General features: G+C 48.9%; 21 protein-coding genes. 16 read left to right on the forward strand and 5 right to left on the reverse strand.

Features of this window, described 5'->3' with window-relative positions; genetic code table 11:
• From NDK19_RS16520 to tssD (NDK19_RS16560), 9 genes are all read left to right on the forward strand, one after another.
• Positions 1-1343, forward strand: a 1343-nt coding sequence (locus tag NDK19_RS16520; protein WP_250633018.1) for a gliding motility-associated C-terminal domain-containing protein, incomplete at its 5' end; no start/stop codon positions are given.
• A 166-nt stretch (positions 1344-1509) separates the two neighbouring features.
• Entirely contained in the window at positions 1510-2439 is a 930-nt protein-coding gene (locus NDK19_RS16525) for a hypothetical protein (RefSeq protein WP_250633019.1), read from the forward strand.
• A gap of 101 nt (positions 2440-2540) precedes the next feature.
• Positions 2541-2834, forward strand: a complete 294-nt coding sequence (locus tag NDK19_RS16530; protein ID WP_250633020.1) for a PAAR domain-containing protein — start codon at positions 2541-2543, stop codon at positions 2832-2834.
• A gap of 42 nt (positions 2835-2876) precedes the next feature.
• Positions 2877-3323 (forward strand): hypothetical protein, encoded by a 447-nt coding sequence (locus NDK19_RS16535; protein WP_250633021.1) that lies wholly within the window; start codon positions 2877-2879, stop codon positions 3321-3323.
• 26 nt (positions 3324-3349) lie between these two features.
• Positions 3350-4726 (forward strand): DUF5458 family protein, encoded by a 1377-nt coding sequence (locus tag NDK19_RS16540; protein WP_250633022.1) that lies wholly within the window; start codon positions 3350-3352, stop codon positions 4724-4726.
• Positions 4727-4738: 12 nt separating this feature from the next.
• A complete protein-coding gene (gene tssD / locus NDK19_RS16545) occupies positions 4739-5140 on the forward strand; it encodes a type VI secretion system tube protein TssD (RefSeq protein ID WP_250633023.1) in 402 nt (133 codons plus the stop codon).
• 19 nt (positions 5141-5159) lie between these two features.
• Positions 5160-5588, forward strand: coding sequence for a type VI secretion system tube protein TssD (tssD, locus tag NDK19_RS16550; RefSeq protein WP_250633024.1), 429 nt, complete (start codon positions 5160-5162; stop codon positions 5586-5588).
• Positions 5589-5622: 34 nt separating this feature from the next.
• Positions 5623-7476 carry a phage baseplate assembly protein V gene (locus NDK19_RS16555; RefSeq protein ID WP_250633025.1) on the forward strand — a complete coding sequence of 618 codons (1854 nt, stop codon included), beginning with the start codon at positions 5623-5625 and terminating at the stop codon, positions 7474-7476.
• A 50-nt stretch (positions 7477-7526) separates the two neighbouring features.
• Complete coding sequence (gene tssD, locus NDK19_RS16560) at positions 7527-7925, forward strand: type VI secretion system tube protein TssD (RefSeq protein ID WP_250633026.1); 399 nt, start codon at positions 7527-7529, stop codon at positions 7923-7925.
• On the opposite strand, the gene NDK19_RS16565 is transcribed toward tssD (NDK19_RS16560), so the two are convergent.
• Complete coding sequence (locus NDK19_RS16565; protein ID WP_250633027.1) at positions 7922-8746, reverse strand: TssN family type VI secretion system protein; 825 nt, start codon at positions 8744-8746, stop codon at positions 7922-7924. The two genes, tssD (NDK19_RS16560) and NDK19_RS16565, sit on opposite strands and share 4 nt — an antisense overlap.
• Before the next feature lie 47 nt (positions 8747-8793).
• Between NDK19_RS16565 and NDK19_RS16570 the strand changes: the two genes are divergently transcribed.
• From NDK19_RS16570 to NDK19_RS16590, 5 genes are all read left to right on the forward strand, one after another.
• Positions 8794-9225, forward strand: coding sequence for a GPW/gp25 family protein (locus NDK19_RS16570; protein ID WP_250633028.1), 432 nt, complete (start codon positions 8794-8796; stop codon positions 9223-9225).
• 12 nt (positions 9226-9237) lie between these two features.
• Positions 9238-11106 carry a hypothetical protein gene (locus NDK19_RS16575; RefSeq protein WP_250633029.1) on the forward strand — a complete coding sequence of 623 codons (1869 nt, stop codon included), beginning with the start codon at positions 9238-9240 and terminating at the stop codon, positions 11104-11106.
• Positions 11103-12023 carry a type VI secretion system baseplate subunit TssG gene (locus tag NDK19_RS16580; RefSeq protein ID WP_250633030.1) on the forward strand — a complete coding sequence of 307 codons (921 nt, stop codon included), beginning with the start codon at positions 11103-11105 and terminating at the stop codon, positions 12021-12023. Before NDK19_RS16575 ends, NDK19_RS16580 begins: the two co-directional genes overlap by 4 nt.
• 47 nt (positions 12024-12070) lie before the next feature.
• Positions 12071-12988 (forward strand): ROK family protein, encoded by a 918-nt coding sequence (locus NDK19_RS16585; protein WP_250633031.1) that lies wholly within the window; start codon positions 12071-12073, stop codon positions 12986-12988.
• Between the two features lie 92 nt (positions 12989-13080).
• Entirely contained in the window at positions 13081-13827 is a 747-nt protein-coding gene (locus NDK19_RS16590) for a GvpL/GvpF family gas vesicle protein (protein ID WP_250633032.1), read from the forward strand.
• Here NDK19_RS16590 and NDK19_RS16595 read toward each other — a convergent pair.
• The 4 genes from NDK19_RS16595 to NDK19_RS16610 form a co-directional block, all read right to left on the reverse strand.
• Positions 13824-14204 (reverse strand): hypothetical protein, encoded by a 381-nt coding sequence (locus tag NDK19_RS16595; RefSeq protein WP_250633033.1) that lies wholly within the window; start codon positions 14202-14204, stop codon positions 13824-13826. The two genes, NDK19_RS16590 and NDK19_RS16595, sit on opposite strands and share 4 nt — an antisense overlap.
• A gap of 44 nt (positions 14205-14248) precedes the next feature.
• Positions 14249-15283 carry a nucleotidyl transferase AbiEii/AbiGii toxin family protein gene (locus NDK19_RS16600; protein WP_250633034.1) on the reverse strand — a complete coding sequence of 345 codons (1035 nt, stop codon included), beginning with the start codon at positions 15281-15283 and terminating at the stop codon, positions 14249-14251.
• Positions 15247-15849, reverse strand: coding sequence for a DUF6088 family protein (locus NDK19_RS16605; RefSeq protein WP_250633035.1), 603 nt, complete (start codon positions 15847-15849; stop codon positions 15247-15249). Before NDK19_RS16605 ends, NDK19_RS16600 begins: the two co-directional genes overlap by 37 nt.
• Positions 15850-16026: 177 nt before the next feature.
• Positions 16027-16944 carry an AraC family transcriptional regulator gene (locus tag NDK19_RS16610; protein WP_250633036.1) on the reverse strand — a complete coding sequence of 306 codons (918 nt, stop codon included), beginning with the start codon at positions 16942-16944 and terminating at the stop codon, positions 16027-16029.
• Positions 16945-17093: 149 nt separating this feature from the next.
• Between NDK19_RS16610 and NDK19_RS16615 the strand changes: the two genes are divergently transcribed.
• Together NDK19_RS16615 and NDK19_RS16620 are read left to right on the forward strand one after the other, a co-directional pair.
• A complete protein-coding gene (locus NDK19_RS16615; RefSeq protein ID WP_394801694.1) occupies positions 17094-18614 on the forward strand; it encodes an aldehyde dehydrogenase family protein in 1521 nt (506 codons plus the stop codon).
• A gap of 263 nt (positions 18615-18877) precedes the next feature.
• A complete protein-coding gene (locus tag NDK19_RS16620) occupies positions 18878-22150 on the forward strand; it encodes a TonB-dependent receptor (protein WP_250633038.1) in 3273 nt (1090 codons plus the stop codon).
• Positions 22151-22342 lie beyond the last annotated feature (192 nt).

Here is a 22342-nt window from a genome sequence, read left to right on the forward strand (position 1 = left end):
TGCCTACGGCGATGTTCGGCTATCTTGGAGCGCTTGTGATAGAGCCTGTTCCACAGATGCAGGGAGCGAGTACTTCTGTGCTGACACTGACCAACTTACAGCCGGGCGTTTTCCGATACAGCTTGACAGTTACGGACAATGCAGGCGCAAGTAATACAAGAGAAGTACAACTTACGGTAAATGCTGCCCCGAACCGCCCGCCGGTAGTGAGTGCGGGCATTGCGCAAAGCATTACCTTGCCAACCAACAGCGTAACCTTGACAGGCAGCGCTTCCGACCCCGACGGCAGCATCGCCTCCGTTCGTTGGACACAGGTATCGGGGCCAAACACGGCTGCCATTGCCACACCTGCAAATGTTCAGACGTTGGTATCGGGTTTGGTACAGGGCACTTACGTATTTCGCCTGACGGCTACGGACAATGCAGGCGCAACGGCATCGGCCGATGTAAGCGTTACGGTAAATGCCGCCCCGAACCGCCCACCGGTAGTGAGTGCAGGCACTGCGCAAAGCATCACCTTGCCGACCAACAGCGCAACCTTGACAGGCAGCGCTTCCGACCCTGACGGCAGCATAGCCTCCGTTCGTTGGACACAGGTATCGGGGCCTAACACGGCTGCCATTACCACACCTGCAAATGTTCAGACGTTGGTATCGGGTTTGGTACAGGGCACTTACGTATTTCGCCTGACGGCTACGGACAATGCAGGCGCAACGGCATCGGCCGATGTAAGCGTTACGGTAAATGCCGCCCCGAACCGCCCACCGGTAGTGAGTGCAGGCACTGCGCAAAGCATCACCTTGCCGACCAACAGCGTAACCTTGACAGGCAGCGCTTCCGACCCCGACGGCAGCATCGCCTCCGTTCGTTGGACACAGGTATCGGGGCCAAACACGGCTGCCATTGCCACACCTGGAAATGTTCAGACGTTGGTATCGGGTTTGGTACAGGGCACTTACGTATTCCGCCTGACGGCTACGGACAATGCGGGCGCAACGGCATCGGCTACTGTTAGTGTGATGGTTGATGTGATGATGTCTCTCAATAATAATAATAGTCCCCAAACTACTGCTGAACATTCGGAGCGGCGCTACATACAAAAAATTCTTTCACCCAACAACGACGGGGTAGGAGACACATGGATAATTGATGTACCGGGAGAACTTGCCATCACTATTTTCAATCGGATGGGGCAAGTTGTCTATCACTCCGACAACTACCGGCACGATTGGGACGGTACATCCAAAGACGGTACCCCTCTGCCTGCCAATACTTACTTCTACCAAATTAAGCTCAAAAACACCTCAGAGCTGATTACGGGAGCACTAAATATTGTCAAGTAGTTTTCTCATAATGGTACCTTGTTAAAGCCGTAGTTTCTTTGAGCTACGGCTTTTTTCATGTTTCAGTCAAGTAATATTATCCTATTTTTTTGCTTCATATTGGTTAAAATGCTTATATTCATCAGGCAATTTGTTAGGGGCAATTTGCCTAATATAAGCGTATCCTATGGCACTCCACTACTTTCTGGTAGCAATAGACGGAACTGGCTCCACCGAATGGCGGCGAAGCGACGGTTACAATAGCCATGTTTATCGTTTTTACAATGACTTTCAGGCAGTTGGGGGTGAAAAATTGTATCTGCACGGCCCTGATACCGCGGGCTTATCTATGGGCAGTCTGATTGAACAAGGCTTTGGATGGCTTAAAAATCATCTGTTGCATCTGGTAATTGAACGGGGCGTTCCTCAACAAAACATTAAAATATGCTTGGTTGGCCATAGTCGCGGAGGAGCTGCGGTTATTCAAATTGCACATCAGTTTTCCAATGTAAGTTTCCTGAGAGAAGCAGCCCTTCCTTCCGTGCCTCTTCGGTTGCCGGTCGCCGTACATTTCATGGGGCTGTATGATGCCGTAGACCGCTCGCTTGTCAGTATTTCCTCCGAGGGGCTTACGCATGTAGAAAATCTTTATCATGCATACCGTAGCAATATTTCTTATTTGGCAAGCAGGGGCTCGCGCGGGAGTTTCGGAGTAATGGAACTGAGCAGAGGACGCAAAAAGGGTTTTGATACTTCTCATGGCGGCATTGGCGGCGACCCGGGGTTGTTTACCCGTTTAGATACCCCTTTTGCAGACTTCTATTGCAACGCATTACGGTTGGTATTGACACAAGCCGAACTTGACAGCCAATACGGCCAAACCTACAATCAGCAAGAAGGCATTGAAATAAGCCGCTATTATGCGCTTACAAGCGAAGCTGCCCGCAACCGTAAAAGGCAAGTGATGCGCAACATCAGCGAGTCGGCAGAGGCCGACCGATGGATACGTGACCATGCCGTTTGTGCGGGTATGCGCTTTGGTACAGCCACTCCTCATGTGCCTTATCAGGTGCAGGAGTCCCAACTGTGGCAGAGGTTTATAGAGATACCTGTATAAAGTTGCATTTATTGAAGATAAACAGCCTTAAATTTGTTTATTTTTACACTTTTTTATTACTTGTGTAACATTTGTGTCGTAAAGTACGTTATGTTCGCTATATGAGCAAACCTGCCGCCAGAGTATCCGATATGCACACCTGTCCGATGTCTGACGGGCCGAAGCCTCACGTAGGAGGGCCTATTTTGCCACCGGGAGTTCCTACGGTATTGATTGGAGGCCTTCCTGCTGCCACAGTGGGCTGTATGTGCACTTGCACAGGCCCTCCTGATACTATTATATTAGGTTCTGCAACAGTGTTGATTGGGGGCAAGCCCGCTGCACGTATGGGGGATTCTACGGCGCACGGTGGACTGATAGTTTTTGGTTGTCCTACCGTTTTTATTGGAGGATAGATTAAAAATAAGCAAATAAGTAAATAAACATTACATAAAGCTATGTTTAACTATGGAATCGGCGGTCAGGAACGCAAAGGCGATGTTAATGAAGCCATTTCTGACATTGGCCAAAACAGAACCCTGTTGGTACAAAAACTGACAGCAGACGCACCCTATCGGCCTGAAATTGTTGAAGGCTTGAAAACAATCGACGATGTATTCAACCATTTCAAGCCCGAAATGGAACTGGAGTTTACCGATGAGGAAGGCTCATCTTCACAGGAAACACTGCAATTCAGAACGGTCGCCGATTTTGGTAAAAACCGAATCGTTGAACAAAGCGGCTTTTTGCAGCAACTTAATCAAAAATCTGCGGACTATCAGCAAATTATGCGCCAGTTGAAATCCAACAAAGCCCTGAAAACCATGTTGGAAAATCCCGACTCAAAGGCGGCTTTTCTGGCTGCGCTCGCATCCATGATACAGGAAATAGAAGATGCTCAATAAAACAGACCTAAATTTTATCAACCTTTATGGCAGAGACAGAAAAAGTGGCAGGGGGAGTCGTAAAAGAACGCGAGCGAATAGCCAACCCTTCCCAAGAACTTGAACAAAATATACAGAAGCTCGTCAAATTCGGCGGCTTTGAAATGCTGGAAACAGTTATTGAAGGCACGCAAAATCTCAATCCTTCCAAAAAAGCCCGCAAAAAAATATTTCTGGGAGAAGCCGACAAAAAAGCAGAACGCGAGCAACTGAAACGCCGATTGGAACTGTGGTACGATATGGTGGCTTCCAACGGCGATGTCAGCCAAATGATAGAAAGTTGCCAAGCAAAAGCCGACAGCGCAACCGCCTGTTTGCAGGAAAACCTCGGCAAAGCCATTGAGGCCGTCAAAGACTTGGAGCGCTCTTATCGCTCGGTAGCCCACTTCTTCGGCAATTGCGACACCGATAAGGTTAAAAATCTTTCCGTGATGAATGCCGACATGGAGCAACTCCGCGACCTTGATAATCCGCTGTATATCAATGCGGTAGCGGAGGAGTTTAAAGCCAATTACGACCGATTAGACCTGCGCGACAACTACTCGCTGCTCGTAATTCCCGGCTATCTGGGGTCTAAAAAAGTAGTGGACAAATGGGCACGCATTGCGCATGAAAACAAGGTAATGATGATTACCGACTTTGAGCACCTCGACTCTCCCGATGATGTTGCCGAACTGTTTGAAATGGCAAACCTGACCGGAGGCGATGCCTATCTTTCCAATGTGATTATGACCTGCAACTGGCTCGTAGGGCGCGGAAAGTATCAGGAACTCAATGAAGAAGACGACTTGTATGTACCGCCTTCTACGGCTTTGGCAGGTCGTATTTACAGTACGCTGATGTCGCAAGTAACGGCAGGCCGCAAATTCGGTAGCCTTAACGATGTGGACGGCGTAAAGTTCCCCCTCAAAAAAAGCGAGATTGCCACACTGGAAAAAGCAGGGCTTGTGCCGATGGTAAACGAATACGGTAAAGTGATGGCCTTCTCTGCCAAAACCCTGTTCAACGGTGATAACCTCGGCCTGCAAACCTATTCGGTTGTGCGCGTATTTGACTGGGTTACAAAAGTGCTGATTGACTTCCTCAACCGCCGTGCCTTTGAAAACTTCAATTTCAATACGCGCAACGATATTCAGAAGCAAATTGTCAAGTTTCTGGACGGTATCACGGGCCCGGGCAAGCTGATTGAGAAGTTTAAAATCCTGCGATTCGAGCAAGACCCCAACCAGAAAGACCGCATCTTTTTGGATATCTACATGGTGCCTTATTTCCCTGCCAAGAGCTACATGCTCAAATTGGACGGACAAAAAGGCATAGACCTCGATTCGCCTGAATGGGCTGCCGAATACGCACAGGAAGGTTAATCCGTTCGTGTTATGTCTTTTCTTGCCACTCTGACCGTTGAAGGCGAAACCTTCGAGCTCATCAGCGTCAGTATAGAACTCAGCCAAGCTGTGGATGCGGTAGGGCGACCTACCTCATCTACCATTGGCGGAAAAATAAGTTTTGATGTTCACTCTACGCCTACCGACCTGTGGGCATCGTGGATGATGGCACCGCGAGCAACCAAAAACGGTTCGCTGAACCTTTGGACAAAATCCGAAGGAACGAGTATGCAAACCATCAGCTTCTCCAATGCCTACTGCATTGATATGACGGAGCGTTTCGACGATACGTATTCAAGTTTCAATCTGATGCTTTCCATTGTCATCTCGGCGCAGGAGTTAGACATGGGCGAAGCTAAGGTCGTTAATGACTGGCCGCAAGCCGCCACCTGACCTAAAAATACCATTAGCAATGCCGGACTCAAACACACACACGTCTGTTCCTCCGCTGCGGGCTTCGCTGACGCTGTCCGAATCGGGTGCAGAGCTGCCCGTCTTGCGGTTTTCTTATCGGCTTTATCAGGAAGCCGATGTACAAGGGAGACCTATTACGGGTGTCAGAAGCGGGTTAATCAATATTGTCAGCTATGGCCATTATGCCTTGGAAAAAACGGATTTTATCGTATGGGCGGCACAGGCAGGCAAACAGCAGGATGGCTACATCACCCTGTTCTACGATGAAGGGCGCATCTACAAAAAGATAGAATTTGAACGCGCCTATTGCGTCCGTTTCAAAGAAACCCTGCAAGCAGGCAGTTCGCTGGCGAGTCTGCTGATTGAAATCGGTATCACCGCTTCTGCCATACGGTTAGGACAGTTCCGACATCAAAACCCTTGGTAGTTTCTTCCGCCACAACCTCATAAATGCTATACCCATGGCTCGTTTAGTCAGACTTAAAATAGAAATTGAAGGCGGCAGAACGCTCACCCACCACGAAGGGCTGACCATCCACCAACCGCTCTACGGGCATCACAGCTTCAGCCTCAAAGTGCCTTTGGAAATACTGGAAGGCAACGATGAACATTCGTTCAGCCGCTCGCCCAATGAGTTGCTGGGCAAAAACATCACTTTCAGTTTTGATGCGGGCGAAACTTTCAGCAGCGAACAATCCTACGCTTTTGTGTTCAAAGGCATTATTACGGAACTCTCGCTGAAAAATAATACCGACCTTACCAGCAGCCTGCAAATCAACGGGTACAGCCCCACCATTATCATGGAAGACGGTATCTGCCGGCGCTACTTCCACAATATTTCCCCTGTTGATTTGTTCCGTCAGATACTGAGCGGCTATCCGCAAAACCTGTTGCGTAGCAGAATTGGAAGCGCAGCATCGGAAGGCCCCAATGGTACTCCGATGTTCAATTTGGTGCAATACGATGAAACTAATTTTGCCTTTATTTGCCGATGGGCGGCTATCTGCAACCTCTGGATTTATTACAACGGCAGAGAGTTAGTCATTGGCGACCACGACAATCAGGTAAAAAACTTTGTGGTAGATGGCGTACAGACTTTTGACATGTCCATGCAGTTGCGCCATGCCAAAGCTCAATATGGCTTCTATAGCCTTCGCAAAAACAACTTTGAACAAGCTAATTCCGATAGCTACAATGTTCCGGGTTTAGACCGATGGGGGCAGCTTGCCCTGCGGCAATCCAACAATATTTTTAGCAACTACCACCGCGAATCAGCAGGAGTTTATCATGGAACAGGGCAAGGATTCGGGATAATCAATGCCGAGTACTACAAACATAACGCCGCTGTTGAGATGGTACAGTTCAAAGGTTACGGCGAACATCCTGACTATACGGTGGGTTCGTTGCTGAGTGTGAGTTGGCGAAACAATGCCACAGGTCAAAACCACAGCTACGGCAGTTATCGCATCACCGATATTACCCATCGGATAGACAGCAACAATAACTACTCCAACGAGTTTTCCTCCATTCCTGAAAGTGCCGTGCATCCGCCGCCAAGTCCTTATGCCGTTTTTCCTAAGGCGGAACCCGAACTGGCGAAAGTAGTGGACAACCAAGACCCCGAGAAGCAAGGTCGCGTAAAAGTGCATTTCTTTTGGCCTAACGACGACCCCGGAATGAACGAGTCGCCTTGGCTGCCCGTAGCGGAGCCTTATACGGCAACCGGCAGAGGGATGCTGTTTACACCGGAAATAGATGCAATTGTGATGGTGCAATACCGCGACGGCAATGCCAAAATGCCGCTTGTAACCAACAGTTTTTATCACGGCGCAAACAGCGATATCAGCTATACGTTCACTGACAACAGCCGCAAAATCATCGGTACCCGCGAAGGCGTGTTCATCACGATTTGGGACGAAGCCAACGACCCCAAAATACAGATTACGCATAAGGACATGAAGGCCGGCATACTGATGAAATTTGCCAACGACGGCGAAATTATCCTGAGTTGCAACCAAGGCTTGATTAAACTGCACGGCAACGATGTGGAAATTAAAGCCGATCGCAACATGACACTTTCGGCAGGCGGAAGCATCCGCATGAATGCTAACAAAATTCAGATGGATGCCGATGCCGAAATCAAGGGCAAAGCTCCGCAAGTAGGCATAGAAGCAGATAACAGCATTGATATTAAGGGCAATGCTTCCGTATCGGTTAAAAGCATGGCCGCACTCAGTGTGGAAGGTACGGCAAATGTTGAGCTGAAAAGCAGCGGCATAGTGGCCGTGCAGGGCGCACTGATTAAACTGAACTAATTATTTCCCAATAAAATCAATCAATTGTTTCACTTTAAATTTCAAACACCATGTCTTTTCAGGCTATTTTGAAAGTCGGCGGCAAAGAAATTGAGCTGCTCAACTGTAGTTACTCATTCGGGCAAACCACCAATGAGCGCGGCATGCCTTCGTCCGATGTATTTGCAGGCGGAATCACCATGACATTTGAAGCAACCGACGATGATACAACTGTATTGGAATGGATGGTTGACCCTCGAAAGGTGCTCGATGGCAGTATTGTATTTAAGCGCATCAACGACGAATCTACCTTCAAAGAGGTGAAGTTTGAAAAAGCGTATTGCGTTTCCTTCTCCGAATCGTTTACCAACTCGGGCGGGGCACACAGCACTATCACCATCAGCATTTCGGCCAAGAAAATAACGGTGGGCAATGTAACGCACGACTCCCGCTGGCCGGTGAGCGTTTAGTCTTCAGCTTTGAAAGGCGGGGTGCGCAGCGCCGTAATTTGCTCCCCTTCGCGGATGCGGTTTTGCTCAAAATCGGCTTCCGGGTCAAAATAGCGGCGGCGCTGCCACCATTTGCCTTTGCTGAAAAACAGCCAGCCGTAAGGTCTGCCTCGCTCATCGGTAACTTGGATGGTGCTGTTGGAATGACGCTCGTTGTAATCGTTCAGAAATATGAAAAACAAGTCGGCGAACAGCATTTTGGCGGGGGCTTTTGCCTTGAATTGCGTCAGTGCCTGTTCGCCTACGGTGCGGGTAAATTCAAAGTTGATGATGATAATTTTTGACAAGTCGAGCATGTCCATATCGGGCATTTCCTTTTCCAGCGGATAATACCAAATCTTATATTGCCGAGCGGGAATAGCCCAATAATATTCAAAAGCGATGTACAGCACAAAAGGCAGCGGAAACAGCAAAAAAGCACTGGCATAAATCCATGCACTGCTTTGCGCCCACAACACATAAAACGCAATCATGGCAGCGGCGGCACTCAACCCAATACCCAGCGAAAAGGCAAATTCCGGCAGAAAGCGCAACGGTCGCGGCCATTCCAGCGTGCGGTACATCATCCGCAAATGCACAATGCCCAGCAGCAGGCAAATAAGCTGCATGGCAATGTAAGCCCCCACAGGGTAGCTGTTGCCCAGCATACCCAACAAACCGACGGCAAATAAAATAACGGTAGCAATCAGCCAATAAATCAAGGAAGATTTCCACGCCCGCGGCGGCGTGCTTGGAATATTCGGAGTAGGCGGAGCAGGCGCTGATGGCATGTTCAGATTCATTGCGAAGCTATTTTTAGACAGTATTTTCCAAATATACAATAAAGTTTATGATGCAAAATCCATACTATACCTTACCTCTTGATTTGGAGCTGCTCACCCAAAAAAAACAGCATCCCCGATGCTCGCTCAAAGAGTCTATCTATCAGCATATCTACCTTATTTTGACCACTTTTACCCGCGAAAACCGATTTGACGAAACCTTTGGCTGCGACATATGGGATAACGATTTTGAAACCAATACAGGCATTTTATGGCGCGACCAGATGCGGCAATCCATTACTCGTGCCGTTGCCGCTCACGAAAAGCGCCTGATAAACATCAATGTTAAAATTGAAACCGAAGAGGTACAAACCCTGCACAACGGCAATCCCCGCATACGCAAGCGGTTGGGAGTGTGGGTGGAAGGTTTCACGCGCCAAACCAATGAGCGCTTTGAGTTCTTTGAGTCCATTTTTATTTCTCCGCTGGCATTAGACTAACCCTTTTCGGCTATGATTCAAGGATTTGACCACCGCTCATTTACCAAAGACCGCATCAAAACGCGCCTCATCCGCAAAGCCGCCGAGCACTGGGGGTTTGGTGAGGCAGAGATGGATTTGTTTGACCCGCTGGTAGAGATGCTGATGGAAACTACGGCGGTAGAATTTGAAAAAGTAGCGAATGAAATCAGCTATACGCATACGCGCCTGCTCAATAGCTTGGCCGGGCTGATGGTGCCCGATGTGGCAGATGTGCCCATTCCGGCAACGGCTGTTCTTTCTGCCCGTCCCGTCGGGCAAGAGTTCTACGTACAGCCGCAATTCCAATTTACCTACAAGCGAACCTCTGTTTTGGGGGCTGCCATGGGGCAACAGGCTGAAGAAATCGTATTTTCTCCCGCAGGTATTTTCCCGATTTACGATGCCTCCATTCGCGCTATTGTAAACAGCCACGGCTATTTTGCCATAGACAGCGGCATTAACAAACGACCGGTAATAGCTACCGACGGCAAGCAATTCATTTCGCCCCATACTATCTGGATAGGGATACAGTTTGATGCCGCCATACAGCCTAATATGGTGCTCAATTGTTATTTTGACTGGCCGTTAGAAGCGCAAAAAGACTTTTTGTACGAGCAACTGCAATACGGCACATGGAGCATGAACGGGCAACCCTTAACGGCAGAAAAAGGCTTCTACTACATCCCTGCCGAAAAAAAACCGCTGTTGGAAGCAGCTTTTGACATCAATCTGAAAACCGAATGGGAAACGCTGGAAAACTACAAGCGTTGTTTTATTTCCCTGCGGCTGCCGCCCATGCCTAAGGATAGTTCCTACAAGGCTGCTACGCTGCCCGAAGGTTTAGAGGGGTGTTTTTCGTGGCAAGACATTAAAATGCTGAAAGATGAATTGGTGTGGGTAGCCCTCCGACTGCCCGAAACGCTCAGTGCCGAACAGGTAGCAGGGCTGACTTGTGCGCTTAACTGTTTTCCCGTGCTCAACCGCAGGTTGCACAAAATCACTTACAAGCTGCCGCAACCGCTCAACATAATGCCTTTGCAGGCAAAAGAGGCCTTTTTTGCCGTAAAAGAGGTCAAAGATAACCAAAATCGGTTCTTCCGTCCGGCGGGGCTGACCTCATTCAAAGAACAGGCAACGGAAACCTACCTGCTGCGTCAAAAGGGCGTAAACAGGTTTGACCAGCGCAATGCACGCGAACTGCTGTATTTCCTCTTGGAAGTGCTGCGCGACGAAAGCGCTGCCTTTGCTGCCATGGGTGAAGATTTCCTCGCCTCGCTCATCCGCGAATTAGACCAAAATATTGCGAAACTCGCTAAAAAAATCGGGCAGGAGCAGAGCCTGCAAAGCCTTGTCGGCGATTCGCCCTATTTAGTCCTCAAAACACAGTCCATCGGAACCAACGCCTTTATTGAGTATTGGACTACACTGGGCGAAACGGGCAATAAAGTGCCTTCCGGCAGTAAATTGACGGCAACAAGCGGCGGTGGTGTTTTCCGCAAAGATGAGGTCGTGCTGGTACTCTCTTCCAACGGCGGCACCAACCGCCCCGATGCGGAAGAAAAACTCAGCATCTACAAAAAACACCTGCTCACCCGCAATCGGCTGCTGACATTGGAAGACCTCCGAGTTGCCGCAGAAGCCAAACTCGGCAAACGCGCCACACGCGTAGAGGTCAGCAAGAGCTACACCGTAGGCACAAGACCCGGCGAAGGTTTTATGCGTTGTGTACTGGTCAGCATCACGCCCGCACCCGACAAACAACACAACGAGGAAGACTGGGACAGGCTCTGCCATGAAATAGAAAACGACCTGAGCCGTCAGGCATCTTTTCACATACCCGTTAAAGTGAGAAAAGCATGAAAAAAGCCGAAAAAATACAGTTGGCGAAAGCTCCCGAAGACGACCTGCGGGCAGAGGTGGTAGTTGCCGACCTGATTGAAAGCGGCCAACACCCCGACACCGTTACCGTACACTTGCTCGGTGCTTTCAAACGCAAGTTCAGCCGCGACATCGAGCGCATTGAAACAAGCGATGAGTGGCAAAACAGACAGGAGCAACTGCTGCTTTTTCTGAACAGGAACGGCCTGTACGACCACTTGCCGCAAGGGCTGATGCACCAGCCGCTGCCGGGCAAAAAAACGACCAAAGATGCCATTCAGGAAATCAGGTACAACCGCAAAAAGGAAGCGGGCGCACGGCGATTTTTTCACCCGTGGGAGCAGGAGTTCTTCCGTCAGCGCGTTTTTCTGGAACTTGAAGAGCGGCGCGCTACCGACACCTACCAAAGCGAAGTTTTTCATCGCTACTGGGACTTCCCGCGGTGGTTGCAAGACAAACACATCGGGCTGTTGGTTCTGATTTTGCCGATTGCCTATCGGTTGGCCGGGCAGCCCGAGTTTGTATGCGAAATATTGCGGTATTTTCTCGACGTCCCCGTCCGATGGGAAGAAGTTGCGCCCATGTCCATGCCGCTACCCGAAAATCCACAACCCATACTGGGGGAGGCGCTGCTTGGCTTAGATACCCTGCTTGGCGGCTGTTATACCGATACCCTGCCACGTATTGTACTCAAAGCCGGCCCTGTGCCGCCTTCACAGATAGCCTCGTTTTTGCCCGGCGGCAGCCATCACCGCCTTACGGCCTACCTTTGCAACTTCCTGATTCCTTTTGACCGCGAGTGGGAACTGCTGCCTTGGTCAGAAGAACACTGCCTGTTTGCCATCCCTGAAAGCGGAAAGGATTCGGAGGCCATTCTTGGATTCAGTACGCAAATTTGAAATCAGGCGGATTCTTTTATATTTGCCCAACTTTATAAAGCAAGCCTATGCAACTTTTTACCGGAATAGATATTGGCGGAAGCAATGTTAAAATGGGGCTGGTGGACAGCACAGGGCAATTACTCGAAAAAAAGAAGGTTGCCACAAAAAACATCAGAGCCGCAGGAAAGCACGCTGCCGATAAGCTGGTAGAAGCCATAGGCGAATGGTTAGAAGCCCATCCGAAAGTCAAACATGTGGGTATTGGCGTACCCGGTATGATTTCCCGCAACAGGCGCACGCTTGTAGAGCTGGCCAACATCCCCGAACTGAACGGCGTGATGCTGTTAGACCGATTGGAGCGCCATCACAAAAAAGTGGTTTTCCATTTGGAGAACGATGCCAACGCGGCAGCACTGGGCGAGTTATACTTCGGCAAAACCAAACTCCCCGATTCGTTTATGCTCATCACCTTAGGCACAGGCGTAGGCGGCGGCGTGGTGATGAACCGCAAGGTGCTCAAAGGCGGCGACGGCAACGCCATGGAAATCGGCCATATTGTAGCAGGCAACGGTCGCTCCATTGAGCAGACCATCGGCAAGGCAGGTATCATACAAATGGCAAAAGACATGCTTGCAGCAGGTAAAACATCCACCTACTTGCACCCCGAAGAAACATTTGACGACGACGACCTGATAGACGCAGCCCAAAAAGGTGACCCGCTGGCACTGGCCGTATTTGAGGAGGTGGGTAAATACGTCGGGCAGGCCATTGTTTCCGCAGCCTTGATTTTGGATATCAAAACGGCACTCATCGGCGGCGGTGTGGCCAAAGCGTTTCCTTTTTTACAAATAGGCCTGCAACATACGTTCAAGCAGTTTCTTTCACCTTATTACGCCACCAAAATGCAGGTGCTGCCTGCAACGCTGGGCAACAATGCGGGCATTTTGGGTGCGGCGGCGCTTTGTTTCAGGCACGAAGAATAGTCTGTTTGCCCGCTTTTCATACGATAACGAAGGCATTTTTCGTTAAGAATAGCAGTGAAAACAGTTATTTTTATCCACAAAAACCCGGGCAAGTGTCGCAACATTCTCATATATACGTTTACGGGATTGCAGAGTCGGCTTTCCCGCTGCATGATTTCCATGGCAAAGTAGAGTTAATTACTGCCTGCTACGAAGCCGTTGAAGTGCCGCTTTATCTGATTGTCGGCAGAATAGCTGCCATCAAACAAGGTATTGACACCGCTTTGCATCAAGATGTGTTGTTGCAGGCCGGGCGATACACAAGCGTTGTACCCGTGCCGCCGGGAATAATATTCAATAGTTCCGAAAATTTGTTTAAGCAATTGATGAGTGTAGCGCCGCAAGTAGCAGAAAAAATCAGCTTTTTTCGCGGCAAACACTGTTGGCGTGTTGCGCTGTATCTGGCAGACGAATTTGCCTTCTGCACGGCCATTAAACACCCCGAATTGGAGCAGATAGACCTCAAAAGCCTCACCGCAGCGCCTGCACAGGTGCAACAGTTGCGCAAAAAGCGGGATGAAATATGCCGCCGCCTGATGCCTTACGAATCCTCCGCCCTCGTGTCCAATCTGGTGCAGCAGTTAGAAGGTGTTTTCTCCTACGTTCGCAATATTCCGCTTCTCAATGGCGCACATTCGGGGCGCACAGACCTGATGATAGGTCATTTTGCAATGTTAGTGCCGCAAACAAAGGCCGAAAAGTTAGGCTTATTGTTACAGGCAGCCCGCAATGAACTACACCCCAAGGGCGTTCATTTGGAACTCTCCGGCCCGTGGCCGCCTTATTTCTTTATGGATTAATTAACCACTTGCAGGCAGTCCACGCGCACGTAGCGTTTGATTCTTTCCTGATATTCGCCAACGGCCATGCAGGTGATAACATGCGCATAGCGGTCATCCAAAGGGACTTCGGTGAGGGTTACGCGCACTTTCATGTCTTTTTGCGGCGTAAAATTGCGAATGTTGGCATCGTCGGTGTACCATGGCTGTACGATTTCGCCGTTTTCCAGTTCCAACACCATAGCACCGCCCCAAAGCCCGACGCCGCACATGTTGTAGCGGAAAGTTGCGTTTGTGCGGCAGGCAGTATTGGTAGGCTGCGCCGTTGTTTTGTTGCATTGCTGTTGCGAGGAAGAAAGCAACAACACGGATATGATGGCTGTCAGAAAGTTTTTCATATATTGGCAAGGATTATTACAAATATTGTGGGTAGTGCTTCTTTTCATTGTATTTGATTGATTCGTGTTTGAAGTTCCGAAATTCTCTTTATCAATCTGTCAAAAGTAAACGCCTCTCCGTAAATCATAAACTTGGTCATTTCTGAATAGTCTCTCTCGTAGTCTTTTATGACCGTGTCCGGTGGTACGATTTTGATTTTGTCGGGAGTGTGGTTGCCATAGTCAAGTCCCCTCAATGGATTAAATTTTTCTCTATGGGTAACAATGTTTTCGTAAAGTTTTTTGTCTTGAAGAGCTGATAAACCGTGTTGAGTGTCCATTAATTTCTCTAAATCATACAAATGCCTTGAAAGGCGGTTTGTGCGAATCTTTTCAGGCTCTTGCGAAAACTCTTCGTGAAGCAAAAATATCTTTTCAAGGAAAGTTCGTTGGGGTAGGACTGTTGGAATAGCAAAAGCATCAGTCGCAAAATCTAACGTTGGAAAATTCAGACTTAGAATGGAATTGATTTCACGCTTCTCTGTCGGCTCCATCAAGGAACGGGAGCTTATCTCAATCAAAACCCTTTGAGGCAGATACTCTGAAGTTTCAACTACCGAATTGTAATAGATTTCAATTACCTGCGGGTCTTTATCCGAATCGTTTACGGGTTGTGCAAATAGCTCACATTCTGCTATTGCTCCCCAATCTGTCAAAATTTGTGTTAAATCTGTGAGAAATTCTGTTGAAATAAATTCACAAGATTGTTTTCTGAGCTTTCTTATTTGGGTTTTGCTAATATCTCCTTCAAATCTGAAAAATTTTCGGTCAATTGCCAAGTCAATATCTTCTGAAAACCGCTCTATCAAATCCCATCCCTTGCTTAAAGAAGTTCCCCCTTTGAATACCATGTGCTCGCTGTATGGCAAAGAAAATGCAGCATTTAGACATAATGTTACCCACCAATCTTTTTCAATGGCTATGGCCGGCAAACCTGTTAATGCTGTTGCCTGATTGAGGATTTCAATCCTTCTTTCTTTTGATAGTGTGAGCCAACCGATGTTCATTGAATTGCCTGCATTAGTATTTTGTTTATCCAAGCGGGGGAGAGTTTTGCATCATTGATGATGTTTTCTTTTTGCTCATTTTTTAGAATGGCTTGAATTTTTTCTATTGTTTTCTCGTCTATCTTATTTTGACCAATGGTTTTAAGTGCCTGAATAGCCAAACTGCTGATTTCTCCTTTTACTGAAAGGTTCTTAGGGCTTGTCTTTTTAAATGTGATAGTTCGCTTGCCAATTTTTACGGTTCTTGCAGCCCCATCAGTCAGATAAACCACCTTCATAGGAACTTGCGTAGATAGCCCCAACTTGTTTAGGGCTTGAACGCCTGTCGGAGCAATTCTCGCTTTATCCCGCCTTGCAATGGCTTTGGCTATTTCTTCGGTAGATGGAAAAAGGATGCCAAGTTCTTCATCAATTTTTGGATACAAGTAAATCCCGTGAGCCAAACGGACAAGAATTCCCTTTTCTTTCAGGCGAAATAAGGCTTTCTTAACACTTTCAGGATTGCCATAGTCTAAAAAATCGTCCACAAATAGAATGCTTCCCTTTGGGTAGGTTTTCAGTGCTTCTGCAATTCTATTTTCTACTTGGGGTCTTTCCATTGGCTTAATTTACTCACGAACAGTTCATTGTTTAAGGTGTTTGTGAAACTTCGTTTTCGTCCCAAATTTAGTAAATATTTGGGACGGTAGAAGATATTAAGCCATCTTTTTAGTACTTAAATTTTGCTGTGTCTCAATACCATTACCCACAACGCGAACTTACGCGCAAAACTGCTATCAACTACGCCTGAATTCGCCCGGGGAAGTACCTGTCAGGCGTTTAAATACGCTGATAAAAAAGTTCAGGCTGCGAAAACCCACCATATAGCAAACTTCGGTAACACTGCGCCGACGGTCGGCCAGCAGTTGCTTAGCCCACGCTATTCGCTCGTGTTGGATAAACTCCAACGGGCTTAAACCAAATTCGCGTTTAAACGCACGAAAGAAAGCCGCACGACTCATGCAGGCTATGTCGGCAAGTTTGTCCACATTCAACGGCTCGTGCAAGTGCCTGCGGATATGGTCGGCAACAAAAGCCATGCGGTGGTTGGCTATTTTCGGCGAACCGGGCATGAGCAACAGCCGCCGCGCCTGTGTTTGCATCAGGCGGATGAGCAGTTCTTCCAGTGTCAGGTTGGCGAGCAGGTCTTTTACCAAATGATTTTCCGTAGCGACTTGCATCAGTTTGCTGATATTTTCGGCAATCGGGCGATTGTTGGTCAGGTGGTAGTCCTGCATGGAAAGCTGCCATCGGTCGCCCTCTTCTGCCTTGGGAAAGCGCTCGTTGAGCAGGTCGGTAATGCGCTGTATCCGCTCGGCAGCAATCACCAATGCAATGCACTGCGAAGGGTTTTTTACCGAAGCCTCCGGAAAATCAATCTCCATCAGCTCGCCCGGGGGCACAATCACCGATTCGCCGGGCAGGTAGTCAAACCCGCTTTGCCCGAACAGGTGCATAATTTTTTTCCCTTTCAGCATGGAAGTAATCACAAGGTCATTGAAGCGAAGCGGCACTCGCTCGGCGTAGCGATGGGTTTCATAAATGTTCAACTCCATCGTATCCATCGTAAAAGCCCGCCGATGCTCCACCAATCGTTGCAGAGAGGCCTCACGGGAAAAAGGTAATGCAGGGGGGATGAATCCACGTTGTGCCATGGGAGCAGCAGTTAAAGTAATACGACGTTTTCTGGTAGTTGAGGTGTTGATACGATTGTGATATCGGTTGCGACAATCGTGCAAGCAATGCCCTAATTTATTGATTTCCTTTGGCATTGCTAACAAAACAGTAAAAGAAAATGGAGACAATGCTGACTGATGCGCCCAGCCGTATTTTGGAGCGCCCCAAGTTTAAAGACCGCTACGACCACTTCATTGGCGGCAAGTTTGTTCCTCCGGCAAGTGGCGAATATTTTGACAATATTTCGCCGATTGACGGTAAAGTTTTTACACAAGCCGCACGCGGCAACAAACAAGACATTGAGCGCGCATTGGATGCCGCTCATGCCGCTTTCCCGTCATTCTCCCGCACATCGGCTACTTTCCGCAGCAATATGCTGTTGAAGATTGCTCAAGTGATGGAGGATAATTTGGAATATTTGGCGCGGGTAGAAACCGTAGATAACGGCAAGCCCATCCGCGAAACCCGTGCTGCCGACCTGCCGCTGGCAATTGACCACTTCCGCTATTTTGCGGGTGTCATCCGTGCCGATGAAAGCAGTATCGCCGAGTTAGACGAGCACACCATTTCCATCAACATCCACGAACCGATTGGCGTGGTGGGGCAGATTATTCCATGGAACTTCCCGATTCTGATGGCGGCGTGGAAAATTGCGCCTGCACTGGCAGCGGGCTGTACGGTAGTAGTGAAACCTGCCGAACAAACCCCGACCAGCATTATGTGCCTGATGGAACTGATTCAGGACATTATTCCTCCGGGCGTAGTCAATATTGTTACAGGCTTTGGCTTAGAGGCAGGCAAGCCGCTGGCAAGTTCGCCGCGGGTGGCAAAGGTTGCCTTTACGGGTGAAACCACCACCGGCCGCCTGATTTTGCAATATGCTTCCGAAAATATTATCCCCGTTACGATGGAGTTGGGCGGAAAATCGCCTAATATTTTCTTCCCGAGCGTTATGGATGCCGACGACGAGTTTTTTGACAAGTGTTTGGAAGGCGCAACCATGTTTGCACTCAATCAGGGCGAAGTGTGCACCTGTCCTTCGCGGATTTTGGTGCATGAGAGCATCGCGGATGCGTTCCTTGCGCGGGTGGTAGAGCGTGTGAAGCAAATCAAAGTTGGCCACCCGCTTGACCCCGAAACCATGATGGGTGCGCAGGCCAGCAACGACCAGTACGAAAAAATCCAAAATTATTTGCAAATCGGTAAGGAAGAAGGTGCAAAAGTGCTTTGCGGCGGCGCACCGTTGCACATCAACAGCGGATTGGAAAACGGATACTACATCCAGCCGACTATTTTCCTCGGCAACAATAAAATGCGCGTGTTCCAAGAAGAAATTTTTGGCCCCGTAACGTCTGCAACAACTTTCAAAACCACCGAAGAGGCCATTCAGATTGCCAATGAAACCCTCTACGGCCTTGGAGCGGGCGTTTGGACACGTGATGCGCATGAACTTTTCCAAGTGCCGCGTGCCATTCAGGCAGGCCGTGTTTGGGTGAACTGTTACCATGCGTACCCTGCCCATGCACCGTTTGGCGGTTACAAAAAATCAGGATTCGGCAGAGAAACCCACAAAATGATGCTGAACCACTACCGTCAGAATAAAAACATGCTCATCAGCTACGATAAAAACAAACTGGGTTTCTTCTAATCGTTTGCATGAGTTGTCAGTACTGAACCATCCCGATTTTTCGGGGTGGTTTTTTTTGTTATGCGATGGTTGATAAAATATGCTTGATTTTTTGGACGCCCCATTTAACCAAAAATACCAATTAAATTTTTCGTTATTTAACCTTGTGGCAATCGTTAGCGCGTTCAAATGTGCCTTTTGTTAAAAAATAATCAACTTTTATTTGTGGTGGTGGATAAAAAATGATGCCATCATACCTTGCGGCGCATTTAACTAAACGCACTATGAAACACCGCTTACTTCACCGTTGGAAGCCATTGCAGATGGCTGTTTTGTTGTTGTGCAGTCTGTTTTTCAGCGAACAGGCATTTGCGCAATCCAATACATCAATTATTGGCATTGTTCGCTCAAAAGGCAATGAAGCGCTGCCCGGTGCCAATGTATCCGTTAAAAATGAGGCAACAGGTTTTACTACGGGCACTGTTGCCAATACCGAAGGTCGCTTTGTTATCAATCAGTTGCCTTTGGGAGGGCCGTACACCGTTACCGCCCAGTTTATCGGCTACGGCACCGTTCAGAAAACAGGCTACATTCTGCGCGTAGGCGAGCAGTTGCGCATTGACTTTGAGTTGGAGGAAAAAGCCTCTGAACTTCAGACCGTAGAAGTAACGGCTTCGGAAGACAACATGGCGAGGGTTTCCCCGCTGGGTGCTGCAACCCGCCTAAGTGTTCAGGAAATCAAGCACATGCCTACCAACGGCCGCAGTTTTCAGGATTTGGCCAACCTCAGCCCGGTAGTGGGTTCCGGGGCTACCTTTGCTATCGGCGGACAGCGCGAAAGTTCTACCGCCATCACCTTGGACGGCGGTAATCAGCGCTACATGATGAACGGTGGCCTGATTTCTTCCATTACCGTTTCCATGGAAGCCATCCGCGAATATGAGGTAACAAATAACAGCTACAACGTATTGGAAGGCAGACAAGGCGGCGGCTCGGTCAATGTTATTACCAAAAGCGGTACAAATAATTTGACGGGCAGCGCTTTTTACTACATCCGCAACCGCAACCTGACCCGCGACAAGAATTTTCTCAATCAGCCGATTAATGATTTCCAAATCCGTCAGTACGGGGCTTCGCTTGGCGGGGCGATTGTTAAAGACAAACTGCATTTCTTTACGGCCTTTGACTTTGAAGACCGCACAGACCCTCCGCTGGCGATTATTGACGTGCGCGACAACGCCACCGAGCGCCTTGCACAAATTTCCCGCACCAATTTAGACAGGCTGCTGACCATTTTGCAAGACCAGTACGGAGTGGACAGAAACCAGCAGCAAACAGGTCTTTTTCCGCGTGAGGCCACCAACCGCACAGTATTTGCCCGCTTAGACTGGCAGATTAACGACAAACACCGCCTGACTTTCCGCAACAACGTATTGTGGGCATATGCACCGCTGACAGTCGGCCCTTCGGGCGTTGACCCAACCATGATTTACGAAAGCTACGGTAATACGCGCATTTGGTCGTATTCAGGTTTGGCACAGTTGCGTTCTGTGCTCAGCTCGCGCCTGACTAACGATTTGAAAGTGCAGTATTTGGCCGCACAACGCAATTTTGAACCCAATACTCGTGCGCCCCGTGGTTGGGTAAACGTTACTTCACAAATTGAAGGCGTGGGTACGGTATCGCGGGTGTTCCAGTTTGGCGGCAATCGCATTGCCCCCGAAGAACAAGGCGAACGTCAGGTGCAATTGGTAAATAACCTGTACTGGCAAAAAGGCAAGGTTTTTCTCACTTTGGGTACGGATAATATCATTACTTTCACCAATACGCTCAATACCAACGAACAAGGCGGCTTGTTTGAGTTCCCAAGTTTGGATGCGCTTGCCAACCGCCAGCCCAACCGCTATACGCGGCTTGCGCCCATCAATCCGCAGGACGGTTTTGCGTCTTTCCTGAAAATGACTTCTGCCGATGTGGCGCTGTACGCACAGGCCGACTACAACCCTACGCCGAAGTTGAACATTCAGGGCGGCGTGCGCTGGGATGCTACGCTGTTTATGACGCGCCCCGAGCGCAACCCGCTGCTGGAAACCACGCTGGGGCAGCGCACCAACGTAATTGCCCGCGACCTGAACAACATTCAGCCGCGCTTGCAGATTACCTATGACTTTGCAGGCGACCAAACCTCTGTGCTCAAATTTGGCGCAGGTGCTTATTCGGCCAACATCGTACACTGGGCACAACTGAGCAACATGCAACAAACAGGCACGCGCCTGACCGACGTTGTGGCAACAGGGGCTAACGTCCCGACTCCGGACTTTATCCGTTACCGCCGCGACCCTAACAGCGTGCCGGGGGCAGAACTTGCCGGCCAGAGTGTGCCTTACATCAACATTATCGGCAATGATTTTCAGGCACCTACCACATGGAAAGGCAACCTCTCTTTCCGCCAGTTCTTTGCAGGGAAAGTTTATGTCGGAATCAATGCCTACTATGGCCGCACGATTAACAACTATGTGTACGTAGACCGCAACCTGCGCAATACTCCTGCCTTTACGTTGGCCAATGAAGGCAACCGCCCTGTTTATGCGCCATTGGACAGAGTGGCACGCGCCAACCCTGCCCGCCCGGGAGCTATTCCGTATCCTATCGGCAACCCTCGCGATGTAAACCAAGACCCGCGATTAGGGCGCGTATTGGAGCTCAACGGCCTTTCTAACGTATGGCAGCGCGGTGTTATCCTCGAGGCAGGTGTGCTTTTGCCGAAGGGCGGCAGCATCAACGCTACTTATACCTACAACCAAACCGAAGATAACAACTCGTATAACTGCTGTATTGCCCGTACCTCTGCACTGACCCAAATCATAGGCGACCCTCGCAACCTGAATGAGAACCGCGGCAATTCGGGAACAGACTTCCGCCATAAAATTGTGCTGTTCGGTACTTCGCCGCAGATGTACGGTTTCCGCGTCGGTTTCCGCTATGTGGGTATCCAAGGCAACCCGTGGACACCTATTGTGTTTGGCGATATTACGGGCGACGGCGTAGGTCTGCTCATCAATACGAACAAGCGCGCCTTCATATTTGACCCTGCTGCCATTCGTGCCAATCCTGCCGCTACACCGTTTGAACGCAACTTGGCAGACGGCATGGAAGCCGTGCTCAATAACCCCGACAATATTGCGGCAGAGTTGCTCCGCAACAATCTGGGAAATTTTGCCCCAAGAAACGCCGTATTTAATCCGATGGCACACAATCTGGACGTTCGCCTTTCCTATACGCTTGACAAACAGACCTTTAAATGGTTAGGCAGCCAAAATTTGGAAGTAATAGCTGAGTGTTTCAACTTTTTGAACTTCCTCAAATCGGATTGGGGACGAAATAAGATTGTACCCGGCGGCAATCAGGTGCTGTTGCAGGCACTGGGCTTAGACCCGCTGGCAGAAGCGCAAGGACGCATTCAGTATGCCTACAACGTAAACCGCGCATTTGGTCAGGCCACTGCCTTCGCCAACCTGCCTTATCAAATTCAGATAGGCGTGCGCTACGGTTTTTGATAGTTTGTAAGCACGCTGTTGCTTAACCATACACAAACCTGACGGGGCTCTAAGTTTCGTCAGGTTTAATTTATTAGACTTTTTGGAAGTTAAAATACTGAAAATCAATTGATTGAAAATTTCAACTTGTAATTATGTAAGCCTGCGGTTAATTGGAAATTTTCTAATATCTGCTCTTTTTGCTTCACTCTG

Origin of the sequence: Rhodoflexus caldus (assembly GCF_021206925.1) — a bacterium.
In the GTDB taxonomy this organism is placed as follows: domain Bacteria; phylum Bacteroidota; class Bacteroidia; order Cytophagales; family Thermoflexibacteraceae; genus Rhodoflexus; species Rhodoflexus caldus.